15 protein-coding genes are annotated in these 15,333 nt (G+C 64.6%); 9 read left to right on the plus strand and 6 right to left on the minus strand.

Going from position 1 to position 15,333, the window contains the following annotated elements; all coding sequences use genetic code 11:
- Nucleotides 1-66 precede the first annotated feature (66 nt).
- The 4 genes from ACQR3T_RS14615 to ACQR3T_RS14630 all read left to right on the plus strand — a co-directional run bounded on the left by ACQR3T_RS14615 (nt 67) and on the right by ACQR3T_RS14630 (nt 2,332).
- On the plus strand, nt 67-627 hold the full coding sequence (locus ACQR3T_RS14615; protein ID WP_428693875.1) for a gluconokinase: 561 nt from the start codon (nt 67-69) through the stop codon (nt 625-627).
- 120 nt (nt 628-747) lie between these two features.
- Nucleotides 748-1,050 (plus strand): WhiB family transcriptional regulator, encoded by a 303-nt coding sequence (locus ACQR3T_RS14620; RefSeq protein ID WP_080730720.1) that lies wholly within the window; start codon nt 748-750, stop codon nt 1,048-1,050.
- A gap of 48 nt (nt 1,051-1,098) precedes the next feature.
- A complete protein-coding gene (locus ACQR3T_RS14625; protein WP_428693876.1) occupies nt 1,099-1,797 on the plus strand; it encodes a DUF2637 domain-containing protein in 699 nt (232 codons plus the stop codon).
- Between the two features lie 22 nt (nt 1,798-1,819).
- On the plus strand, nt 1,820-2,332 hold the full coding sequence (locus tag ACQR3T_RS14630; protein WP_032380167.1) for a DUF427 domain-containing protein: 513 nt from the start codon (nt 1,820-1,822) through the stop codon (nt 2,330-2,332).
- A 4-nt stretch (nt 2,333-2,336) separates the two neighbouring features.
- On the opposite strand, the gene ACQR3T_RS14635 is transcribed toward ACQR3T_RS14630, so the two are convergent.
- The 3 genes from ACQR3T_RS14635 to ACQR3T_RS14645 are packed head-to-tail and all read right to left on the minus strand — an operon-like array spanning nt 2,337 to nt 6,282.
- Nucleotides 2,337-3,380 (minus strand): hypothetical protein, encoded by a 1,044-nt coding sequence (locus ACQR3T_RS14635; protein WP_428693877.1) that lies wholly within the window; start codon nt 3,378-3,380, stop codon nt 2,337-2,339.
- Nucleotides 3,377-3,997, minus strand: coding sequence for a 5,6-dimethylbenzimidazole synthase (gene bluB / locus ACQR3T_RS14640; RefSeq protein ID WP_196249226.1), 621 nt, complete (start codon nt 3,995-3,997; stop codon nt 3,377-3,379). The genes ACQR3T_RS14635 and bluB overlap by 4 nt, the downstream gene beginning before the upstream one ends.
- An 11-nt stretch (nt 3,998-4,008) precedes the next feature.
- Nucleotides 4,009-6,282, minus strand: coding sequence for a putative bifunctional diguanylate cyclase/phosphodiesterase (locus ACQR3T_RS14645; protein ID WP_428693878.1), 2,274 nt, complete (start codon nt 6,280-6,282; stop codon nt 4,009-4,011).
- A gap of 166 nt (nt 6,283-6,448) precedes the next feature.
- Here ACQR3T_RS14645 and dinB point away from each other — a divergent pair, with 166 nt between their 5' ends.
- Complete coding sequence (gene dinB, locus ACQR3T_RS14650) at nt 6,449-7,636, plus strand: DNA polymerase IV (protein WP_428693930.1); 1,188 nt, start codon at nt 6,449-6,451, stop codon at nt 7,634-7,636.
- On the opposite strand, the gene ACQR3T_RS14655 is transcribed toward dinB, so the two are convergent.
- Nucleotides 7,637-9,034 carry a cytochrome P450 gene (locus tag ACQR3T_RS14655; RefSeq protein ID WP_428693879.1) on the minus strand — a complete coding sequence of 466 codons (1,398 nt, stop codon included), beginning with the start codon at nt 9,032-9,034 and terminating at the stop codon, nt 7,637-7,639. It lies immediately after the preceding gene.
- 96 nt (nt 9,035-9,130) lie between these two features.
- Here ACQR3T_RS14655 and ACQR3T_RS14660 point away from each other — a divergent pair, with 96 nt between their 5' ends.
- Nucleotides 9,131-9,706, plus strand: coding sequence for a TetR/AcrR family transcriptional regulator (locus tag ACQR3T_RS14660; RefSeq protein WP_032401518.1), 576 nt, complete (start codon nt 9,131-9,133; stop codon nt 9,704-9,706).
- Between the two features lie 22 nt (nt 9,707-9,728).
- Nucleotides 9,729-10,004: a DUF2277 domain-containing protein gene (locus ACQR3T_RS14665; RefSeq protein WP_032380171.1), complete on the plus strand. Its 276-nt coding sequence runs from the start codon at nt 9,729-9,731 to the stop codon at nt 10,002-10,004.
- Between the two features lie 13 nt (nt 10,005-10,017).
- Here the strand turns inward: ACQR3T_RS14665 and ACQR3T_RS14670 are convergent, their stop codons facing one another.
- Nucleotides 10,018-10,437: a helix-turn-helix domain-containing protein gene (locus tag ACQR3T_RS14670; protein ID WP_032380730.1), complete on the minus strand. Its 420-nt coding sequence runs from the start codon at nt 10,435-10,437 to the stop codon at nt 10,018-10,020.
- Between the two features lie 292 nt (nt 10,438-10,729).
- Here ACQR3T_RS14670 and ACQR3T_RS14675 point away from each other — a divergent pair, with 292 nt between their 5' ends.
- Nucleotides 10,730-11,401 (plus strand): hypothetical protein, encoded by a 672-nt coding sequence (locus ACQR3T_RS14675; RefSeq protein ID WP_155293423.1) that lies wholly within the window; start codon nt 10,730-10,732, stop codon nt 11,399-11,401.
- 17 nt (nt 11,402-11,418) lie between these two features.
- On the opposite strand, the gene ACQR3T_RS14680 is transcribed toward ACQR3T_RS14675, so the two are convergent.
- Nucleotides 11,419-12,582: a globin domain-containing protein gene (locus ACQR3T_RS14680; protein WP_428693880.1), complete on the minus strand. Its 1,164-nt coding sequence runs from the start codon at nt 12,580-12,582 to the stop codon at nt 11,419-11,421.
- A 200-nt stretch (nt 12,583-12,782) separates the two neighbouring features.
- Here ACQR3T_RS14680 and clpB point away from each other — a divergent pair, with 200 nt between their 5' ends.
- The gene (gene clpB, locus ACQR3T_RS14685) at nt 12,783-15,329 is read left to right on the plus strand and encodes an ATP-dependent chaperone ClpB (protein WP_428693881.1); all 2,547 of its coding nucleotides are present in this window, start codon (nt 12,783-12,785) and stop codon (nt 15,327-15,329) included.
- Nucleotides 15,330-15,333 lie beyond the last annotated feature (4 nt).

The raw sequence follows: 15,333 nt of genomic DNA on the forward strand, positions 1-15,333 counted from the left end.
CCCACGGGTGGCCCGGTTTCTCGCGTCTGTCCGATCCGAACGAGCTCGATGCAGCAGTATCGAGGGATGGCATCGCAGAAGACAGGCAGAGCACATCATCCGGTTCTCGTGGTGATGGGAGTGTCCGGATCGGGCAAGTCCACGGTGGCGGGCATCCTCGCCGGGGCGTTGAAATGGGACCTACAGGAGGGCGACGACCTGCACCCGGACGCCAACGTGGCGAAGATGGCGTCGGGGCAGCCGTTGACCGACGAGGACAGGTGGCCGTGGCTCGACGTGATCGCGGAGTGGATCACCGACCACACCACGACGGGCCGATCCGGGATCGTGACGTGCTCGGCGCTCAAACGGTCGTATCGGGACGTGCTCAGTGCCGCGTCGAGGGAGGGTGCGGAGGTGATCTTCGTTCATCTGGCCGGAACCAAGGATCGGATCAGCGGGCGCCTCAATGCCCGGATGGACCACTTCATGCCGTCCTCGTTGCTCGATACCCAGATCTCGACACTCGAGCCGCTCGGTGAGGACGAGAACGCCATCGTCGTCGACATCGGCCCGCCTCCGACGAAGATCGCCGAACAGGTCCTCGTCGAGCTCGAAAAGCGGGCAGGGATGTCGGAGAGCCATTGACGGTCGGGTTTCAAGCAAGCGTGCTTGCTTTTAAGTACTACGAATGAACGAGGGAGCTTGTAAAAGTACGACGAATGAGGGAAGGTGAGCTTGTTCACTTTTTCAGTGAGGAGACAGCTCATGGTGCGAGGCGCACCCGCCAGGCCGGTCCAACTTCCCGTCCCCAACGCAGATGTGTGGGACTGGCAACTCGACGGCCTGTGTCGTGGACTGGACTCGTCCGTGTTCTTCCACCCCGAGGGTGAACGGGGCCGCGCCCGCTCCTCGCGTGAAAAGGCCGCCAAGCAGGTCTGCGGTCGCTGCCCAGTCCTCGACCAATGCCGCAGGCATGCACTCGAAGCGAACGAGCCATACGGCGTGTGGGGCGGAATGTCGGCACACGACCGCGCCGACGTCTACCGCGGAGCCGTCCGTACCGCTTGATTCTGCTGCACCGAAACCTGTCGGTGGTCTCGTGTTTCATGACGACCCATGAACAAGGTCCTGCGTGCCACGCTCGTCAGTGCGGTCGTCATCACCACCGTCATCGGAATTGCGTCGTTCGTGCTGAGTTTCGCCGCACTGTGGGATCTCGCCACGATGGCGGGTGTCCCGCGCTCGCTGTCATGGCTGTGGCCCGTGATCGTCGACGGCACCATTCTCCAAGCGACCATCTCCGTGATCGCGCTCGCCCAATTCGAGGATCAACGAAGTGGCCGAAGCTTCTTCTGGGGTGTGTTGATCACCGCGGCCCTGGTCAGTATCGGCGCAAATGCCATGCACGCCTTCATTTCCGACGCCGGTACATTGCATCCGGCTCTGTCGGCGGCCATCGCGACCGTCGCCCCGGTGAGCCTGTTGGCCGCGACGCACGGGCTCGGCATTCTCGTTCGCATCCCCGCTGAGCTGCCGAAGACCATCGACATCTCGGACGCCGAGGAACCGAACACCGACGAGCCCGTTGCCACCGTTTCGAGAGCTGAGTCGGCGGAATCCGAACTCCTCGCACCGGCTCCCGCCATGCCGGTCCCACTCCCGAATACCGAACCCGTCGAGCGAGTCCGCATCGAGCAGCCCGTGCCTGAACCAGCGGTGGCATCGGTGCGCGTCGTCGAACCTCTCGACGAGGTGGATCGCTGGATTCTCGACGAAGAACGGGTGGACGATCTCTATCCCGTCGACGCCCCGTGACACCCGGTGGCACCATCGAAGGATGAGTCCACAATTGCCGAGATCCGTAGTTCCGGAGAAGCCGAAGCCCGGCCAGGAATCCGTTTGGGATTACCCCCGTCCGCCGAGTCTCGAGTCCTCGAACCGTTCGCTCGTCGTTCGACTCGGCGGCGAGGTGGTCGCCCGCACCACCGCCGCCTACCGCGTACTCGAGACCAGCCATCCGCCCACCTGGTACATCTCGCCGGCGGACGTCGTTCCGGGTGCGTTGACCCCTTCGGCGGCGCGCTCGACGCACTGCGAGTGGAAAGGCGCGGCGACGTACTGGGACGTGCACGGTGGAGACGCCGTTGCAGAGGCAGCCGGATGGAGCTACGAGAACCCGACGCCACGGTTCGCCGCGATCGCGGGTTACCTGGCCTTCTCGCCCAGCCGTCTGCAGTGCGAAATCGATGGAGAAGCGGTCCGACCGCAGGAAGGCGGTTTCTACGAGGGCTGGATCACCGACGACGTCGTCGGCCCATTCAAGGGAATTCCGGGCTCCTACGGCTGGTGACGCCTCACTCCGCGGGCAATTGGGCGCGGGCGATGATCTGAATCGAGCTCGCCGCACCGGGATCGCTGCCGGTCACCAGCACGTTCCCGGTGCGCGGATCGACCGCGACGGAATTGGCCTGTGTCACCGTCGGGACGTCGCCCAGAATTCGCGGAGCAGTGGGATCCGACACGTCGACCACCCGCAGTAGGTTCGACGCGGTCAAGGTCACGAACAGCAGCTGACGGTCGGCGTCCACGGCGAGCCCGTACGGGTTGCCGGGTGCGTCGATCGACGCGATCTTACGAATGCCCCCAGCAGCGTCGACCGATGTGAGCAGGACTGCTCCGCCGTCGGTGTCGGCGAATCCGGCCGTCGTCTCGTTCACCGTCACTGCGTGCGTGAGCTTGACGCCGATCGGGGCCTGCGCCACCTCGCGTTGTGCCGCGCCTTCGTAGACCCACACGCCGTTGCCCTGCACGTCTGCGACGGCTGCGTACGGCCCGACGGCTGCGACTCCACCGGGTTGGACGGGGCCCGGCGGTAGCTCCGACAGCACCGAGCCGTCGCGCAGAAAGATCACTCCGCCACCCAATTCGTTGGTGGCCACGATCGTGCCGTCGGAGGTCGAGACGGCATCGTGCGGCTGACGGCCCACACCGGTGGCGGTCGACAGGATCGCGCCGTCGGCGAGTGAGACCTCGACCAGCTCGTCGCTGCCTTCGAGCGGTGCCAGCACCGGGCCGTCGGGGCCGGCGAGCGAGAGATGCCGTGGTGCTCCGGTCGTCTGGACCATTTGTCGCACGACACCTGTCGCCGAGTCGAACAGCACCACACCGTCGGGCTCTCGGACCGCTGCGGCAGCGATCCCGGATGTCCCGACCACAACACCTTCGGGAGCGCCCGGTAGCGCGACGACGGTGCCGATCGGGTCGGCCGAATCCGGAGCCTGTGCGGGCTCGGCCGCCGGAGTCGTTGCCGGAGTGGACGGTTCGGTAGGGGATTCGGCGGCAGAGCATCCGGCCACCAGCACACAGGCTGCTGCCACCGCAACCAGGCGCGCCCTCATCGGCGGTACTGCTCGAAGTGGAGGGCGTCGTCGAGGGGACGCCGAGAGCGCCAACCGAAGCGCTCCAGATCCGGCACCTCCTGGAACGACTCGACCGGGCCGACGCACAGCCAAGCGATGGGACGCACCGGAGCGGGGATGTCGAGCAACTCGGTGAGGTACGCCTCGTCGTAGAACGAGACCCAGCCGACGCCGACGTTCTCGGCAATCGCTGCCAGCCATAGGTTCTCGATCGCGAGCACAGCAGAGAACAATCCGGTGTCGTCGACGGTGTCGCGGCCCAGGACGTGCCGTCCTCCACGGTTCGGATCGTAAGTGACCACCACTCCGGTCCCGCTTGTTTCGATCCCCTCGATCCGAATGGGGTCGAACGTCTTTCGGCGTTCGGCATCGAGCTTGTCGGCGAAATCCTGTCGGCAGCCCGCGACGTGGGCGGCGAATGCGCTCAACGTGTCGGGCTTGCGGACCACGACGAAGTCCCAGGGCTGGGTGTTGCCGACGCTCGGGGCCTGATGCGCGGCACCGAGGATGCGGCGCAGCGTGTCGTCGCCGACGACGGTTCCGTCGAACTCGGCACGGACATCGCGTCGAGATCGAATCGCGGCGTACACCGACAGGGCTGCCTCGGTCATGCTATCCGTTCTCCTGTAAGAGTTTTCAAGCGAGTGTTCAGTTCGGCGACGAGGGCGGGCAGTAGATCCGATGAGGTGGGTCTGCCGAGGTGGTACCCCTGGGCACGCCCGCATCGCAGTTCGCGTAGCGCGGTCATCGTCATCTCGTCCTCCACGCCCTCTGCAGTCACCGACAACCCCAGCGTACGGGCGAGCTCGACGGTCGATCGTACGATCGCGGCGTGCGCGGGATCGTGGGCCATCCCGCCGACGAAGGCTCGATCCATCTTGAGCTCCTGCACCGGTAACCGTTCGATGTAGGCGAGCGAACTGTATCCCGTGCCGTAGTCGTCGATGGCGACCTGTACGCCCATCGCATGCAGAATCGACAGCATCTCGGTTGCACCCACAGGATCGGTCATTGCCGAGGTCTCTGTCACTTCCAGTGTCAATCGTTCTGCAGGGCAGTTGAATTCCCTCAACGCGGTGCGTACTTGCGCGATCAGGGTGTCGTCGAACAGGTTGCGGGTCGAGATGTTGACGGCCATCTGTAGATCCAGTCCGTCCATTGCCCAGAGACTGCGTTGGGCGAGCGCACGGGTGAGCACGTAGCTCGTCAGCGGCCGAATCAGCCCGGTCCGTTCGGCGGTGGGTAGAAATGCGCTGGGCGCAAGCAGTATCCCGTTCGGATGATGCCACCGCAGCAATGCCTCAACGCCGACGACAGTCATCGACTCGAGATCGACCTGGGGTTGATACAGCAGTTCCAGCTGGTCGGATTCGAGTGCAGTGGTCAACTCGCCGAGCATGATCAGTTGCGCGCTCGTGTCGCGGTCCATGGACCGGTCGTAGAACGCGACGCGCGACTGCGTCGCCTTCGCGGCCTGCACGGCGAGATCGGCACGCTGCACCAGGCGATCCGGGGTGGCCTCGTCCTCGCCCTCGGCGATGGGAAGGCTGAACGCTACACCCACACTCGCCTCGATCAGCAGCGTCATGGTGCCCACATCGAACGGGGCAGCGAACCGGCGCTGAATCTCGTGAGCCAGTTCGGTCGGGTCCATCGAATCCGCCGTCCCGCACAGCGCGAACTCGTCACCTGCCAAGCGCGCCAACATGATCGAATCGTCGACGACACCCCGCAGTCTGTCGGCGACCGCCACGAGAACCTGATCGCCCAGGCCGCGTCCGAAAGTGTCGTTGATTTCCTTGAATCGGTCGATGTCGACCGTCAGCAAGGTGGTGTCGCCCGCGTTCTGCCAAATTCTGTGTTCAAGAGCGCGGAGGTTGGCGAGACCGGTGAGGTGGTCGGTGTCGGCGGCGGCGCGGAGCCGCACGGTTTGGGTGTGGAGCAGGCGCAGCAGATCGGTGATGCGGAATATCACCAGAATCACCAACGCCGATGCACAGAGCAGAACTGCCCAGCCCCACTGCGCGATCGGCTCGTCGCGGATCACCTCGATGAACATGACCGTCGGAGCCGTCAGGGTGGCGGCGGTCAAGACGACGACCGTTGGGGTGGTGAACGACGCCATCAGGTGTGCTTCGGGTTCGATGTTCGGGCTCGTTATTCGCCGCATGGACGGATGCAGGGCGGCGACGCCGATGAGGACGTACGACATGGTCCATCCGACGTCGATCAGTGAGCGCTCCGACGACGGCTCCGAAACGATCGAGAAATTGTTGACGATATCGGTGACGACCAGCAGCAATACTGCAGTCGTCAGGAACCGGTATGACAGAGTGCGCCATTGTCGTGAGCCGACGAAGTGGGCCAGTAAACCGAGTAGAAAGATGTCCATGGCGGGGTACGCCACGTCGACCAGGCCTGCTGTCCCCGAAACAGCGTCGTCGCCGAGCGTCGGCTGCACGGCGAACACCCAGGTGAGCAATCCGAACGCGACCATGACGATGGCGCTGTTGGCGACGTGACCGCGCTCGCTCGCTCGCCATTTGTGTCGGACGAGCAGAAACAGGCCGAACCCGTAGATCGGGTAGGCCACCAGATAGAACGCGTCGGCGAGCGAGGGTTCGGGAACGCTGCCCCTCGTGACGTCGATCCACTCGAACACGACGTCGCCGACGACCCAGAGCCCGGTGCCCAGCGCGATGGTCAACCACGCAGTGCGATTGCTCGGCCGGTGCATCCTGGTGCCGATCACGGTGGCCGCAACAGCGGATGCACCGACGAGCACGAAGATCGACTGTGCCGCGGCGATGCTCGGAACCGCGAAGTAGGCGAGGCAGCCGAGTACGCCGAGGGCTGCGTACCACCGCCACCAGGCCGTCACGATTCTCTCCAGCCGTTCACGCCGATCCGACGACTCAACAATGGCACACTCGGTGATCTGGGTCACTTCGGCTGTCTCGATTGCTCTGCTTGTGTATCAAGAGTATGTCGGTAGCCCGTGCGAGCATGGACTCGTGGAGTCGAACAATCCGAATTTGGCGAGCATCATGCACGCCGACCTCGACTCCTTCTATGCCTCGGTGGAGCAACGCGACGCCCCCCGGCTCCGCGGCAAGCCGGTCATCGTCGGCGGGGGAGTGGTGCTCGCCGCCAGCTACGAGGCCAAAGCGTTCGGGGTGCGCACCGCAATGAGTGGCGGTCAGGCCAGGGCCGTGTGCCCCCAGGCCATCGTGGTGCCGCCGCGGATGGAGGCGTACTCGCAGGCGAGCAAGGACGTGTTCGACGTCTTTCACGACACCACCCCGTTGGTGGAGGGCATCTCCATCGACGAGGCTTTTCTCGACGTCGGTGGGTTACAGAAGATCGCGGGCAGTGCAACGGAGATCGGACAGCGTCTGCGGCAGGAGGTGGCCGAGCAGGTGGGGCTGCCCATCACTGTCGGGATCGCCACCACCAAGTTCCTGGCGAAGGTCGCCAGTGCTTTTGCCAAGCCGGACGGTCTGCTGCTCGTCCCGCCCGGCGGCGAACTGGAGTTCCTGCACCCGCTGAACATCGAAAGACTCTGGGGCGTAGGTAAAGTGACCGCCGAGAAGTTGCACGTTCTCGACATCAGGACCGTCGGAGACATCGCGGCCTACGGCGAGCGGTCGTTGGCCTCGGTGCTGGGCAAGGGTGCGGGCGCGCATCTGTATGCACTGGCGATGGGCCGGGATCCCCGACGCGTCCAGCCCGGCAAGTCGCGTAGTTCCATCGGCGCACAGCGGGCACTCGGACGCGGAAGGCACGACGCAGCCGAGGTGGAGGCATCGTTGATCGGGCTCGTCGATCGCGTCACGCACCGTATGCGCGCAGCGGACCGAACCGGTCGAACTGTCATGCTGCGCTTGCGTTTTGCCGATTTCACCCGCGCTACCAGATCGCACACACTCGATCGCGCCACCGCCGACACCCGGGATATTCTCGACGCCGCGCTGGAATTGCTGCACGACGCGGCACCGATGATCGCGGAGAAGGGCATCACCCTCGTCGGTGTCACCGTCTCGAGTATCGACAAGGGCGGCGCGGAGCAGTTGGAACTGCAGTTCGACGCACCGCAGGTGCGCAAGCCCCCGGAGGCATCGGCTCTCGACCGTGCGCTCGACGGGGTGCACAAGAAGTTCGGCTCCACGTCGTTGACGCGTGGGGTGCTGCTCGGCCGAGATCCGGGAATCTCGGTCCCCCTCCTACCGGACTGACTATGTGCGAACTGTGGGCCGAACCCGAAAGCCCTCGGGCATCATGGTCAGTCGCTCCTGGACCTTCAGACGGTACGACGGGTCGGCCTGCAGATCGAATCGCTGCAGGATGGTCCCGAGTACCAGAACCGCTTCGTGGATAGCGAATTGCCTTCCGATGCAGGCACGTTCTCCGGTACCGAAGGGTTTGTACACGTGCGCGGGGCGTGCCTTGATGCGATCGGGTAGAAAATTGTCGGGATCGAAGTCGTTCGGACGATCACCCCACACCGGATCGCGGTGCAGTGCCGTCACCAGGACGACTGCCCAGTCGCCGGCCGCCATGCGGTAGTCGTCGCCGATGACGGTGTCTGCCCGCGCGCCGCGTCCGAACGCGGGAACCGTCGGCCACAGGCGCAGCGATTCGTCGAGGACTCGGCGGACGTACCGCAGTTTGGGAACCTGGCCGAACTGGGGTTTGCCCGTGCCCCAGACCTCGTCGACTTCGGCGCGGGCGCGCTCGAACACCTCGGGGTGGTTCGCCAAGTAGTACAGCGCGAAAGACAGTGCACCCGAGGTGGTCTCGTGGCCGGCGATCAGGAACGTCAGGATCTGGTATCCGATGTTGGCCTCGCTCAGTGCATTCGGATTGTCGGCATCTTTCGCCGCATCCATCATGATCTGCAGCAGGTCGCTGAAGTCCTCCGTCGATCGGCGGCGGGTTCTGACGACATCGGCGAGGACGTCGGCCAAGTACTGCTTGTTGTGTGCGTATCTGCGATCGGACCGGGCGAACAAGGGCTTTGCGAACGCGGGGATGGACAACAACGACCGCCGCTGGTTGTACGTCAGTGCGCCGACCATGGCGGCCACGAAGGGATGCGGCTCGGCGCGCGCGAACGAGCCGAAGCTGTAACTGAAGCCGGTGCGTCCGATGGTCTCGAGGGTCAGTTTTGTCATGTCCGAGGACACGTCGGTGTCGGCACCACTACGAGAGCGGCCCTCCCAGTGCTCGATCAGGTCATCGGCGACGTCGACCATGATCTCGTGGTACCCGCGCATGGCACCCGCGGTGAAGGCCGGACGCAGAAGGTCATGGGCGCGTTGCCAATTCGGCTCGTGGTTGTAGGCGGTGAACAATCCGTCCGCCCCGATATCCCGTAGATTCTCGACTCCAGGGGGCAGAAACTTCTCGAAGCGTTTTTCGTCGCACAGGTCGCCCACCACGTCGGCACCGGAGGCGAAGACGAAGCGTCGCCCGAGAATTTCGCGCTCGAACATCGGGCCGAGTCGGCCGGCCAAGACGGTGGAGTCCTGAATGGGGGTGCGGGGATCGACGCCGACGACGTCGCCGAGGACGGGGAGTCGGTAGGGAGGATGCGGTAGCGAGCCGTTTCGCACCGCGAACTGTGTCGACATTGCCGCTCCCTCGTTGACGAACCGCATGTTGTTGAACTGATGTGTAATAGTGACCGTACTCACTGTTGAACTCGTGTCAAGTAAGATTCGAAGCCCATGACCACACCCCGTAAGCGCATGACGCCGGCGCAGCGTCGCGCGCAATTGCTCGAGATCGGGTCCGCATTGTTCGCCGAGCGGCCGTACGAGGATGTGTGGATCGAGGAGGTCGCCGATCTCGCGGGAGTTTCGCGTGGGTTGATGTACCACTACTTCCCGTCCAAGCGGGAGTTCTTCGTCGAGATCGTGCGCACCGAATCCGAGCGCAACCTCGACGTCACCGCGCCGGACACCTCGCTGCCTGTCCTCGAGCAGGTCGCAGCCGGTCTCGACGCCTACATCGCCTACTCCGACGAACACGCGCACGGCCTCCGTGCCGTCAACCGGGGCGCGCTGCTCGGCGACCATCGGATCAACGACATCCTCACGCGAGAGTTCGCTGTTCAGCAGGAGCGGATCCTCGCCGCGCTGCCCCCGGCCTTCGCCGACGACGAGATGGTGCGAACAGCGTTGCGCGGCTGGATCGCGTTCGTGCGAGCAGTGTGCCTGGATTGGGTGGAGCGCAGAACTCTCGATCGCGAGCAGGTTCGTGAGCTGTGCCTTCGCGCGCTGTCGGGTCTTCTCGAGGTGTGAGCTGCGGGGCTATCGTCGACACATGTGCCGAAACATCACCACCCTTCGAGGGTTGGAACCACACGCAACCGACGAGGAAGTCGAAGCTGCCGCGCGACAGTACGTCCGCAAGATCAGTGGCGTACAGAAGACGTCCGACGCCACGCGCGACGCCTTCGAGCTGGCCGTCGCCGAGGTGACAGCAACGACGCATCGGCTCCTCGATGCACTGCCGGACCGGCGTCAGCCACCTCCCACGGTGCCGCCGCTGCGGCGTCCCGAAGTGCAGGCGAGGATTGCCGCCAAGGCGGGTGCCTGAATGCGCGTGCGTCCTAACGGGTGCTGTCCGGCGGCACCGCCGGCAGTCCCTCGCTCACGCGCAGTTTCTCGGCCATCGAGCTGAGTAGATTCTGAGATTCCTCGGACAGGTCGAACGCGCGGGCAGACAGGCGACGTAGGCCGTATCCCTGAAGTCGGCCCAGCAATTCGAGGTCGTGATCGACCTTGGCTGCGTAGATGTTGTCGAAGAAGTAATCGGGCTTGACCTTGAAGAAGGCAGCCAGTGCCGTCACGGTGTCGGCGGACGGGTTGGCGCGTTGGCCCGATCGCAGTTGCGAGATGTACGGCTTGGAGATCTGGTGCCCGCGCAGGGCGAGAGCGTCGGCCACCTCCGCGTTGGTGTGTGGCTTGCGTCCCGCAGGGTGGATCGTGGAGAACAGATGGTTCAGACGCGCGGCGAAATCAGCGGACATCGGGGATGTGTTTGCCTTCCTGACACGGCCGCTGCCCACCGGGCAGATCGATCCGCCGCGGACCGAACCGGTTGATAGTAGCCGGTGCCATGGTTCAGCTGGACCATGGCTGACCTGCAGAAACTTAGCCGAAAATAGTACTGATCGGTTTCCTGACCTTGCGGGCACATCGGTAGCCCCGGCGGGCTTCGATAGTGGACCGTCTCGATCGAACAGATGGTTTTCGAGCAGAATTCGTCGCACGATCGTCACCTCGGTGGCACACTGGATTGCCAGGCGAAGGGGGGTGGAGATGGCCGATCGTCGACGACGAACGTTCGATTCACGCGACGGTGACGCGGAGGTGGTCGAACCACTGCTGCGCGCGGTTCTGTCCTACGCTCCGCGGGACGAGTCGCCCACGCCGCATCCTTCCGAGGGAATCACCCTTCGAGCCGAGAACGGCTCCGGCTGCATTCGGCTCGAACTTGCCATTGCGGGCGATCTCGGCACGGGCATTCCCGGGCCGTTCGGATCCAGGTTCTACGAGTGCGGATCGTACGAAGTCATTGTGCCGCAGCGAGATCCGCACGACGGCGCGCTGCTGATGATCCATCTTCTCGCCCCGCAGGCACCGCACAGATTCGAGTTCACGACGTCGATGCCGCCGTTGTGGAGTCTGCGGCTCGAGCACGATGGCTCGGTGTCGGTACTGGACGAGGTCGGCATCGCCGTGATCTTCATCGGCCGTCCGTGGGCTTTCGACGGTGATCTGCAGCCGGTGCACGTGCACTACACCATCGAGAACGGTCTGCTGGTGCAGAACGTCGGAGTTACCCCGGATACCGGATACCCCATCCTCATCGATCCCGATCCCGATGCCATCATCACCGGAGACGGCCGACTCGTCACCGAGGCCTGGACTCCACGTCTGGTGGTCGGCGGGGTTGTCGAGGACGTGCCGCCGAAATCGTTGTCCAGCTGAAAAGCGTTGCGGCACAATCAGAACGGATCGTGCTGAACATGCTCCATCGGGGTACCGACCTTGCGTAATGCGTACAGCGTGGTGCGCACCATCGACGGCGACCCGCAGATCTGAATCTGGCGATCGGCCCACGAGCCGAATCGGGTGACGACCTTGCCCACCGCACCGTGCAGTCGATGGTGCATTCCCCACGGCAGCTCGCGCGCCGGGCCGGAGTACCACCACGGATCTTCCAGCTCCTCGGTTACCGGAACCACCGTCAGCCATGGATTGGACAGCGACAACTGCCACAGGGTGTCCAGATCGTAGAGATCGCACGGATACGTACCGCTGACGAACAGATGCACCCGCGGATTGTTGCTGCGTTGAGCCATCTCCATGACCTGAGCACGCAACGGAGCCAGGCCGGTGCCTCCCGCGATCATCAACACGTCCTCGTGGATCGCGCGATCGACGTGCATCCCGCCCAGTGGTGGACTGATGGACCAGCGATCACCGACCCGGGTCTCGGTGACCATGGCGGGAGACACCCAGCCGCCGGATACGCGTCGAACATGGAACTCGATCTCGCCATACGGGTTGCTCGGAATGGCAGGGGACAGGTATCGCCACAACTTGGGTCGCTGCGGGATCTGCACACTGACGTACTGCCCGGGAAAGTACGGGATCTCGCCGTCGGTCTTCAATCGCACCACCGCGAGGTCGTCGAGGAGCCGTTGGTGTTCGACGACGGTGGCACTCCAGTACGGCGGCAGTTCGTCGTTGTCTGCGGCGGCGGCCATCGCGTTGCTGACCACGGTGAGGGCGTCGTGCCAGGCTGTTTCGACCTCGTCGGTCCACATCTCGGTGCCGGCGAACGTGCGGAACGCGCTGATCAGAGCCGAGCTACCCGCGCGGAAGTGCGCGCCCGAGATGCCGTGCTTCCGGTGATCTCGGCCGAGTTGCTCGAGGAACGGCTCGACGCGGTCGGTGTTGTCGAGATGCTCGAAGACGTAGCCGAGCGCCAGTACGAAGTGTTCGCGAAGCGAGTCCATCGAGGCGGGGAAAAGGGATCGGAAGTCCGGGTACTCGGCGAAGAGGTGTGCGTAGAAGGACCTGGAGAGCCGGGCAGGGCCGTCCGGCGACGCGACGACGGCTTTGAAACCGGTGCGGACCAGGGAGATCGTTCGTGCGTCGAGCATCGATCAACCTCCACCCCACCGATTCGCCACCGAGTTCGCCGCCGATGACACAGCCACTGTCGACCGTCACCAAAGTAGACCGATCGAGACTTTCGCGCGAGAGGGCGCTCGAGAAATTCAAGGTTGAGCGGAACAGACTCAACTTGTCTATGGTTGTACCCAGCGACACGCAAGAACCGATCCGAGAAAGAAGGTGACCGGTGGACAGTTTCACTCCCACCACGAAGTCGCAGGCAGCGCTCTCTGCTGCTCTGCAGGCCGCATCCGCGGCCGGCAACCCGGATATCCGTCCGGCACATTTGTTGGTGGCGTTGCTCGATCAGACCGACGGCATCGCCACTCCACTGCTGAAGGCCGTCGGCGTCGACCCTGCAACGGTGCGTCGAGAAGCGCAGAACCTCGTCGACCGCCTGCCCTCGGCATCCGGCTCGACCACCACTCCGCAACTCGGCCGTGAAACCCTCGCCGCGATCACCGCAGCGCAGCACCTGGCCACCGAACTCGACGACGAGTTCGTCTCCACCGAACACCTCATGGTGGGTCTCGCGACCGGAAACGACGACGTCGCCAAGCTCCTCTCCGGCCATGGTGCCGGAGCCAACGAGCTGCGCGACGCCTTCCAGGCCGTACGGGGCAGCGCTCGGGTCACCAGTGCTGATCCGGAGAACACCTATCAGGCGCTGGAGAAGTACAGCACCGACCTGACCGCGCTGGCCCGAGAAGGCAAGCTCGATCCCGTCATCGGCCGCGACACCGAGATCAGGCGCGTCGTGCAGGTTCTCTCGCGCCGCACCAAGAACAACCCGGTGCTCATCGGCGAACCCGGCGTCGGCAAGACGGCCATCGTCGAAGGACTCGCGCAGCGCGTCATCGCCGGCGACGTACCCGAAAGCCTGCGCGGCAAGACCGTGGTCTCGCTCGACCTCGGTTCGATGGTTGCGGGCGCGAAATTCCGCGGTGAGTTCGAGGAGCGGCTCAAGGCCGTGCTCGACGACATCAAGAACTCCGCAGGTCAGGTCATCACGTTCATCGACGAACTGCACACCATCGTCGGGGCCGGCGCGACCGGCGAATCCGCCATGGACGCGGGCAACATGATCAAGCCGATGCTCGCCCGCGGCGAACTGCGGCTCGTCGGTGCGACGACCCTCGAGGAGTACCGCAAGTACATCGAGAAGGACGCTGCCCTCGAACGTCGCTTCCAGCAGGTCTACGTCGGTGAGCCCTCGGTCGAGGACACCGTCGGCATCCTGCGCGGGCTCAAGGAGCGCTACGAGGTGCACCACGGTGTCCGGATCACGGACTCTGCCCTGGTCGCTGCGGCAACCCTGAGTGACCGGTACATCACGGCCAGGTTCCTGCCCGACAAGGCGATCGACCTCGTCGACGAGGCTGCATCGCGGCTGCGCATGGAGATCGACTCGCGCCCCGTCGAGATCGACGAGGTCGAACGCGCCGTGCGTCGCCTCGAGATCGAGGAGATGGCGCTGGCCAAGGAGACCGACGACGCGTCGAAGGCTCGCCTGGACAAGCTGCGTCAGGAACTCGCCGACCTGCAGGAGAAACTGGCCGGGCTCAGCACCCGTTGGCAGAACGAGAGGAACGCCATCGACTCGGTGCGAGTGCTCAAGGAAGAGCTCGAGAATCTGCGTGGCGAATCCGACCGCGCCGAACGCGACGGCGATCTGGGCAAGGCAGCAGAGCTTCGGTACGGACGCATCCCGACGCTCGAGAAGGAACTCGCCGTCAAGACCGAGGCGTCGCCCGCGCAGGGTGACGTGATGCTCAAGGAGGAGGTGGGGCCAGACGACGTCGCCGACGTGGTGGCGGCCTGGACCGGAATCCCGGCAGGCCGGATGCTCGAAGGCGAGACCGCCAAACTGCTCCGCATGGAGGACGAACTCGGCAAGCGAGTCGTCGGACAGAAGGATGCGGTGCAGGCGGTGTCCGATGCCGTCCGTCGAGCGCGCGCAGGTGTGGCCGACCCCAACCGTCCGACGGGATCGTTCCTGTTCCTCGGTCCCACCGGCGTGGGTAAGACCGAGCTCGCGAAAGCGTTGGCGGAGTTCCTCTTCGACGACGAACGCGCGATGGTGCGGATCGACATGAGCGAGTACAGCGAGAAGCATGCCGTCGCCCGCCTGGTCGGTGCGCCTCCGGGGTACGTGGGCTACGAGGCCGGCGGACAGCTGACCGAGGCCGTGCGCAGGCGTCCGTACACCGTGGTGCTCTTCGACGAGGTCGAAAAAGCGCACCCCGATGTGTTCGACATCCTGCTCGCCGTATTGGACGAAGGCCGCCTCACCGACGGCCAGGGCCGGACCGTCGACTTCCGCAACACGATCCTGATCCTCACCTCCAACCTCGGTGCCGGCGGTACCAAGGAGCAGGTCATGGACGCGGTGCGACGCTCGTTCAAGCCCGAGTTCGTCAACCGACTCGACGACGTCGTGGTGTTCGACGCCTTGTCCGAGGACCAGCTCGAGTCGATCGTCGACATCCAGCTCGGCTTCCTCACCAAGCGTCTTGCCGCTCGTCGTCTGACGCTCGAGGTGTCTTCGCCTGCGAAGATGTGGCTCGCGGCCAGAGGCTACGACCCGCTCTACGGCGCTCGGCCGCTGCGGCGACTGATCCAGCAGGCCATCGGCGATCAACTGGCGAAGCTGCTGCTCGCCGGGGACGTCCACGACGGCGACGTGGTGTCGGTCAATGCAAGCCCGGACGGCGAACGCCTCATCCTGGGCTAGCAGG

Source organism: Rhodococcus sp. IEGM1428, from assembly GCF_050321865.1.
Taxonomy (GTDB): domain Bacteria; phylum Actinomycetota; class Actinomycetes; order Mycobacteriales; family Mycobacteriaceae; genus Rhodococcoides.

Coding starts and splice junctions, on each gene's coding strand:
- ACQR3T_RS14615 (WP_428693875.1), top strand. CDS start 67: ATGGCATCGCAGAAGACAGGCAGAGCACATCATCCGGTTCTCGTGGTG.
- ACQR3T_RS14660 (WP_032401518.1), top strand. CDS start 9,131: ATGACCACACCCCGTAAGCGCATGACGCCGGCGCAGCGTCGCGCGCAA.
- ACQR3T_RS14670 (WP_032380730.1), bottom strand. CDS start 10,437: ATGTCCGCTGATTTCGCCGCGCGTCTGAACCATCTGTTCTCCACGATC.
- ACQR3T_RS14655 (WP_428693879.1), bottom strand. CDS start 9,034: ATGTCGACACAGTTCGCGGTGCGAAACGGCTCGCTACCGCATCCTCCC.
- ACQR3T_RS14625 (WP_428693876.1), top strand. CDS start 1,099: ATGAACAAGGTCCTGCGTGCCACGCTCGTCAGTGCGGTCGTCATCACC.
- ACQR3T_RS14635 (WP_428693877.1), bottom strand. CDS start 3,380: ATGAGGGCGCGCCTGGTTGCGGTGGCAGCAGCCTGTGTGCTGGTGGCC.
- ACQR3T_RS14675 (WP_155293423.1), top strand. CDS start 10,730: ATGGCCGATCGTCGACGACGAACGTTCGATTCACGCGACGGTGACGCG.
- dinB (WP_428693930.1), top strand. CDS start 6,449: ATGCACGCCGACCTCGACTCCTTCTATGCCTCGGTGGAGCAACGCGAC.
- ACQR3T_RS14680 (WP_428693880.1), bottom strand. CDS start 12,582: ATGCTCGACGCACGAACGATCTCCCTGGTCCGCACCGGTTTCAAAGCC.
- ACQR3T_RS14665 (WP_032380171.1), top strand. CDS start 9,729: ATGTGCCGAAACATCACCACCCTTCGAGGGTTGGAACCACACGCAACC.
- ACQR3T_RS14630 (WP_032380167.1), top strand. CDS start 1,820: ATGAGTCCACAATTGCCGAGATCCGTAGTTCCGGAGAAGCCGAAGCCC.
- ACQR3T_RS14620 (WP_080730720.1), top strand. CDS start 748: ATGGTGCGAGGCGCACCCGCCAGGCCGGTCCAACTTCCCGTCCCCAAC.